Annotated in this window: 6 protein-coding genes; all 6 read right to left on the bottom strand. The window is 65.3% G+C overall.

Annotated features, from left to right (window positions below):
• On the bottom strand, window positions 1-1,097 hold a 1,097-nt coding region (gene dnaJ, locus VFW45_07325; protein HEU5180586.1), incomplete at its 3' end, for a molecular chaperone DnaJ.
• An 85-nt stretch (window positions 1,098-1,182) separates the two neighbouring features.
• Window positions 1,183-3,048 carry a molecular chaperone DnaK gene (dnaK, locus tag VFW45_07320; protein ID HEU5180585.1) on the bottom strand — a complete coding sequence of 622 codons (1,866 nt, stop codon included), beginning with the start codon at window positions 3,046-3,048 and terminating at the stop codon, window positions 1,183-1,185.
• Between the two features lie 22 nt (window positions 3,049-3,070).
• Window positions 3,071-3,709 (bottom strand): nucleotide exchange factor GrpE, encoded by a 639-nt coding sequence (locus VFW45_07315; protein HEU5180584.1) that lies wholly within the window; start codon window positions 3,707-3,709, stop codon window positions 3,071-3,073.
• A gap of 27 nt (window positions 3,710-3,736) precedes the next feature.
• Entirely contained in the window at window positions 3,737-4,783 is a 1,047-nt protein-coding gene (gene hrcA / locus VFW45_07310) for a heat-inducible transcriptional repressor HrcA (protein ID HEU5180583.1), read from the bottom strand.
• 55 nt (window positions 4,784-4,838) lie between these two features.
• Window positions 4,839-5,919 (bottom strand): peptide chain release factor 2 gene (gene prfB / locus VFW45_07305; protein HEU5180582.1). Its coding sequence is split into 2 segments (ribosomal slippage): window positions 4,839-5,906 and window positions 5,908-5,919, totalling 1,080 coding nucleotides; the frame shifts between segments, so codons are not numbered across the junction.
• Window positions 5,920-5,968: 49 nt separating this feature from the next.
• Window positions 5,969-6,751, bottom strand: a 783-nt coding sequence (gene lnt, locus VFW45_07300; GenBank protein ID HEU5180581.1) for an apolipoprotein N-acyltransferase, incomplete at its 5' end; no start/stop codon positions are given.

Below are 6,751 nucleotides of genomic sequence, written 5' to 3'. Positions count from 1 at the left end.
ACCCGATCCAGGAAATCGCGGCTCTCGGCCGAGGGCTCTTCTCCTTCGAGCGTCTCCAGCTTACGGAAGAGATCGTCCATAGCCTTGGTGCCCCGCCCGGAGCGCGGGACCACGACACGCAGGACGACGATTTGATCGCCGCGGCTCGAAGATCCGGGAGCGGGGAGCCCTTTTCCCTTGAGCTTGACGCGCGTGCCGCTCTGCGCCCCGCCGGGAACGCGGATCTTCTGCACTCCCTCCAGCGTCCGCACCGGGACCTCTCCTCCGAGATAGGCGCGCGACACGGTAATCGGCAGCTCGCAGTAGAGGTCCCTGCCATCGCGCTGGAAGAAGGCGTGCTCGGCGACATGGATGACCACGTAGAGACTCCCCGGCCCTCCACCGCGGCTTCCCGCCTCGCCTTCGCCGGCGATGCGCAGCTGCGAGCCGTCATCCACCCCCGCCGGAATCTTCACGCGCAGCGTGCGCTCGCGATGCAGCAGTCCCCGTCCTTCGCACTCGGCGCACGGCGTCTTGATGACCCGTCCCGAGCCGCTGCAGCGGTCACAAGTGCGCGAGAAGCTGAAGAAGCCTTGCTGCAGGGTGATGGTGCCCCGGCCACCGCACAGATCGCAGCGCACCGCGGCGGAAGGATCCGCCGCCCCGGAGCCTTTGCAGGTGGGGCAGGTCTCGTTGCGCGGCACGCGAAGCTCTTCCTCCTTGCCGCGCGCCGCCTCCTCCAGCGTGATCTCGACGTCGACCCTCAGGTCCGGCCCGCGCCGCGGGCCCTGGCTGCGGCGGGAATGCGTGAAGAGATCACCCAGGCCGAAGAGATCCCCCAGGATGTCGCCGAAATCGGAAAAGGTCTCCGGGTCGAAGCCCGAGAAGCCGCCGCCGACGCCGCGGTGGCCGAACTGGTCGTAGCGCCGCCGCTTCTCCGGATCGGAGAGGACGGAGTAGGCCTCCGAGGCCTCCTTGAAGCGTTCTTCCGCGTCCTTGTCGCCTCGGTTCTTGTCGGGATGGAACTGCACGGCCAGCTGGCGGTAGGCCTTCTTGATCTCGGCGTCGTCGGCCCCCCGGGGCACACCCAGGACGTCGTAGTAGTCTCGCTTGCTCAAGTTGGAATGGCTCCGACGGAATCCGCCCGATGTTTCGGACGTTCATACGCGCGGCCGAGCGCTCAGTGCAGCGGCCGCGTACCTCTCAGGCTTCTCCGGCCTCGGGCTCGCTGCCGCCCCCGCCGGCGGCTGCTTTGGCCCCACCGGCGGGATTGTACAGGATGACCTCGGTGAGAATGGCCGAGGCCTCGCCCAGCTTCTCCAGGCACTTGGTGCTCTCTGATATGGAAGAGCCCTGCAGCGCCCGGCGGGCATTCTCCAGGATGCGGCGCACCGTCCCCTGCTTCTCGGTGTCCAGCAGACTTCCGAATTCGTTGAAGCTCTTGAGGTTCGATTCCAGCAGTCCCTCGAGCCTCGCCTGCACCCGGCTCAGCTCCGCCTTGCGGCGGTCGGCGTCCGCGTTCTTCTTCGCGTCCTCGATGATCTCGGTAATCTCCTTTTCGGACAAGCCTCCCGAAGGGGTGACGACGATCTTCTGCTCCCTTCCGGTGGCCTGGTCGCGCGCCGACACGTGGACGATTCCGTTCGAGTCGATGTCGAAGGTCACGTCGATCTGAGGAACGCCCTTGGGAGCCGGGGGAATTCCCACCAGCTCGAAGCGGCCGAGTGACTTGTTGTAGGAGGCGATCTCACGCTCTCCCTGCAGCACATTGACCTCGACCTTCGCCTGGTTGTCCACCACGGTGGTGAAAATCTTCGCCTTGCGCGTCGGAATCGTGGTGTTGCGGTCGATCAGCTTGGTGAACATTCCGCCGCGCGTCTCGATTCCCAGGGAGAGCGGCGTCACGTCCAGGAGCACCATGTCCTTCACTTCACCCTGGAGGATTGCTCCCTGGATGGCGGCACCGATGCCCACGACCTCCTCGGGGTTCTTGTCGCGGCTCGGCTCGCGGCCGAAGATCGACCGGACCGTCTCAATCACCTTTGGGGTGCGGGTCTGGCCGCCGACCAGCAGCACTTCGTCGATCTGCTCCGGCTTGAGACCGGCCAGCTTCAGCGCCTCCAGGCAGGGCGGGCGGGTCTTCTCCACCAGGTCCGCCACCAGCTCCTCGAACTGCTCGCGCGTCAGCACGCAATTGAGATGCTTCGGTCCCTTGGCGTCGGCCGCGATGAAGGGCAGGTTGATTTCGGAGCGGCTCTCCAGCGAGAGCTCGCACTTGCTCTTCTCCGCCGCCTCCTTCAACCGCTGCAGCGCCAGGCGGTCCCCCTTCAGGTCGATTCCTTCCTTCCTCTGGAACTCGCCGAGCAGCCAGTCGACGATGCGCTGGTCGAAGTCCTCGCCTCCCAGGAAGGTGTCGCCGCTGGTGGACTTCACCTCGAACACTCCGTCCCCCAGCTGCAGGATCGAGACGTCGAAGGTTCCCCCTCCCAGGTCGTAGACCACGATGCGCTTCTCGGCCTGCTCGCTGAGGCGATAGGCCAGAGAAGCGGCGGTCGGCTCGTTGATGATGCGCGACACTTTGAGCCCGGCGATCCTCCCGGCATCCTTGGTGGCCTGTCGCTGGCTGTCGTCGAAATAGGCCGGCACGGTGATGATCGCCTCTGAGATCTCGTCCTCGAGGAACTCCTCGCCCATCTCCTTCAGCTTGGCCAGCACCATCGCCGAGATCTCCGGCGGCGAGTAGTCGCGGTCACGGACCCGCACTCGCACGTCGCCGTTGGCCGCCTCGGTGACCTCGTACGGAAGGAAGCGCAGGGCGTTCTGCACCTCGGGGGACTTGAACTTCCGGCCGATGAGCCGCTTGACCGCGTAGATGGTGTTCCTCGGGTTGGTCACCGCCTGGCGCTTGGCGATCTGGCCGACGAGACGCTCCCCCTTCTCGGTGAATCCCACGATCGAGGGGGTCGTGCGCCCTCCGTCCTTGTTGGGGACTACCTGCGGAACGCCCCCTTCCATCACCGCGACGCAGCAGTTCGTCGTCCCCAGATCGATGCCGATGACTTTGCCCATGTGGTTCTCGCGCCTCCCCCGCTTACGGGATCGCGGGTTTCTCCTTGCCGCCCCTGGCCGACACCCTTACCAGGCTCGGACGCAGCAGCTGACCCTGGAAGCGATACCCTTTGCGCAGATCCTCCAGGACGATTCCATCCTCGAGCCCATCCACGACCCGGGTCTCCACCGCTTCGTGGAGCATCGGGTCGAACTTCTCACCCACCGCGGCAATCTCGTCGAGTCCTTCGCGCCGAAGCAAATCCTTCATCTGTTGGACGGTCAGAGAAACCCCCTGACGGAAGGCGGACTCCGATTCCACGGCGCTCTCGTGGAGAGCGCGCTCGAAGTTGTCGAGAATGGGAAGCAGACGACGGAGGAGATCCATCGACAGCCGCTGACGGCTTTCCTGCATCTCGCGGTCCATGCGCTTGCGGGCATTCTCGAATTCTGCCTGCTTGCGCAGGAGCATGTCGTAGAGCTCTTGACGGGAATAAGGGACCGGAGGCCCTGTCTCCGCACGGGCGGCGGAATCGGCCTCTTCCTCGGATACCGGATCGTTCTGCGAGTCGAGCCCGACGACTTCCACGATTTCGACGGTGTCCTCCGGGGCCTCGCGCTGCTCCGCGCCCGGCCGCCGATCCTCATTGGTATCATCAGTTTCCGAGCGTCGATTCGCCATCGAATTAGACCCGCGCGCAAATATAGGTCAGGAGGGAGGGACGGTCAATATCCGGCTGAGGAGTTTGGAGATGTAGTCGACCAGCGCGATGGCGCGGGAGTATTCCATGCGAGTGGGACCCAGGACTCCGAGAATGCCGGTCGACTGCTCCCCCGCGCGGTAGGGCGAGGCGATCAGCGCCAGATGGGCCAACGTCGGATCGGAATTCTCCGAGCCGATGATCACCCGCAGGCCTTCCGAGCCCACCACCTCGTCGAGGATCTTCACGAGCTTTCCCTTCTGCTCGAAAGTCTCGAAGATACGCCGCATCTCCTCCATGTCCACGATGTCGGGCTGCTGCAGCATGTTCGAGGTACCCTGCACGTAGACCTGCTTGTCGGCCTCTTCCTGGGCGCGCAGGAACTGGGTCCCCAGCGAGATGGCGCGCGACAGCAGCGTGTCGAAGCGTGCCTTTTCTTCCTTCATCTTTTCCAGCAGCGCCTCGCGAATCTCCGGGAGCGTCTTCCCCTGGTACCCCGCCACGAGGAAGCGGCCCACCTGGTCCAGCTCCTCCTGGGTGAGCTCCTCGGAAGTGTCGGCGACGCGATTGTGAATCGCCCCGGACTTGTCCACCAGGATGGCGAGAATCCGGCGCGGCCCCAGGGAGATGAACTCGATGTGCTTGAGCACCGCGCGCGTGTGGTCCGGTGAGACGACGAAGCCGACCTGGTGGGTCAGGCGGGAGATGACGCGGGAGATCTCGTGCAGCACCTCGGGGAGCGCCACCTGCCGGCGCACCACCTCGGCGACCCGCTCGCGATCGGAGCGCGGCAGCTCCACGCCGGTCAGCAGCGAATCGACGTAATAGCGATAGCCGCGATCGGTAGGTACCCGGCCCGCGGAGGTATGGGGCTGCGTGAGATACCCCATCTCCTCCAGGTCCGCCATGATGTTGCGAATCGAAGCCGCCGAAAGCCCCTCCGGATAGATCTTCGCGATGGTTCGCGACCCTACCGGCTCCCCCGAATCGATGAAGCTCCGGATGACCTCCTTGAGGATCTCCCGGCTGCGGTTATCGAGTTCCAGGTCAGGCACTTGGACACTCCTTGGGCTTTAGCACTCTTCGCTGGCGAGTGCCAAATCTATCAAGCTATGGGCGGTCCGTCAAGGAATTCGGTGCGGGTGCGGCGCGGCCCTTAAGCAGGTAGGCCTGGATCAGATCGTCCAGATCCCCGTCCAGAACCTTGTCGACGTTGCCTATCTCGAGATTGGTTCGGTGATCTTTGATGAGGCGGTAGGGCTGCAGGACGTAGGAGCGAATCTGGCTCCCCCAGGCAATGTCTTTCTTGGCCCCCTCCTCGACGGCACGCTTCTCCTCACGCTCGCGCTGGGCCATCTCGTAGAGGCGCGAGCGCAGGATCTTCATCGCCACCTCCCGGTTGCGGTGCTGCGAGCGCTCGTTCTGGCAGGAGACGACGGTTCCCGTCGGCAGGTGCGTGATGCGCACGGCGGAGTCGGTCACGTTGACGTGCTGGCCACCGGCCCCGCTGGATCGATAGGTATCGACCCGCAGATCCTTGTCCTCGATCTTGATCTCGATCTTGTCCTCGATATCGGGGCTGACGTAGACGGAGGCGAACGAGGTGTGGCGCCGGGCCGCGGCGTCGAAAGGCGAGATCCTCACCAGGCGATGGACGCCCGATTCGGAGCGCAGAAAGCCGTAGGCGTTCTTTCCTTCAATCAGCAGGGTGGCCGACTTGATCCCCGCCTCCTCGCCTTCCTGGTATTCCAGCGTCCGCACCCGGTAGCCCTTGCGCTCCGACCAGCGCAGGTACATCCGATAGAGCATCTCGGCCCAGTCCTGCGACTCGGTGCCCCCGGCCCCGGGATGGATGATGAGGATGGCGCTGGCGGCGTCGTTGTCGCCGGAGAGCATCAGGGAGATTTCCGCCTCGTCCATCTCCCCTTCCAGCGAGTCGAGGCAGCGCATCAGATCGGCTTCGACCTCCTCCCCTTCGCGGGCGAGATCGAGCATGACCTGCGCCTCTTCGAGCCGCGCGATCAGCTTGCGGCCCTCGGCGATCTCTTCTCCCAGGCGGGTGCGGCGCTGCAGCGCCTTCTGTGCGGCGGCGGGATCGTTCCAGAAATCGGCGGCGCCGGCTTTCTCCTCGAGCTCCTTCAGCTCCGCTTCCTTGCGTTCCAGCTCAAAGGTGCCTCCGCAGGCCCTCCAGGCGCGCGGTGGCCTGGCCGACCCGGGCGGCGACTTCATCCAGCACGAGCTCATTCACCGATTTCGCGCTCCTTTGCGCGGCGCGGGCCGAGCTTGAAATCCGCTGCCAGCGCGGCGGCGGCGAGTATAGCACACAGGATCACGAGCACTTCCCCGTGGCGGGTGTAGAAGGACAAGTCCAGGCGCTCGGACAGCGAAGCGTGCAGCACCGTCGTCTGTTCGAGACGCGTGCGGCCGAGCACGCGTCCGGCCGGATCCACCAGCGCGCTGATGCCGGTGTTGGCGGCCCGGAGCAGAAAGCGGCGATTCTCAATCGCCCGCACGCGCGCCATCTGGAAATGCTGGTGGGGGCCCGCCGAGGTTCCGAACCAGGCGTCGTTGGTCAGGTTGGCCAGCACCGTGGCGCCGTCGTTCACGAAGCGGCGCACCAGCTCCGGAAAGATCATCTCGTAGCAGATCAGAGTGCCGACCTTCGCCCCGGGGACCTCCACGACGACCGGCGTGCGGCCCGGCAGGAAATCGCCGATGGCACCCTGCGCGATCCGGTTGACGAAGGAGAGAACCCGTGACACAGGCACGTACTCGCCGAACGGGACGAGGTGAATCTTCGCGTAGGTTTCCCCCCAGGTGCCGTCCGGCCGGATCAATGCGGCGGCGTTGATCGGCCGCGCTCCCGCCGCCGTGGTGCGGTAGTCCACCACGCCGAGGAGGAGGGTGACATGGCTCCTGAGCGCCAGATTCTCCAGCCGGGCGCGATAGGCGCGGTTGGGGCGCCACCCGCCGGGCGCCGTCTCGGAGGGAGTGCTCAAGGAATAGGGCGAGGAGGCTTCAGG

This window comes from Candidatus Polarisedimenticolia bacterium (assembly GCA_035764505.1).
Lineage (GTDB): Bacteria > Acidobacteriota > Polarisedimenticolia > Gp22-AA2 > AA152 > AA152.
The sequence above is the reverse complement of the archived record's forward strand: the minus strand, read 5'-3'. Positions and strand labels throughout refer to the sequence as shown.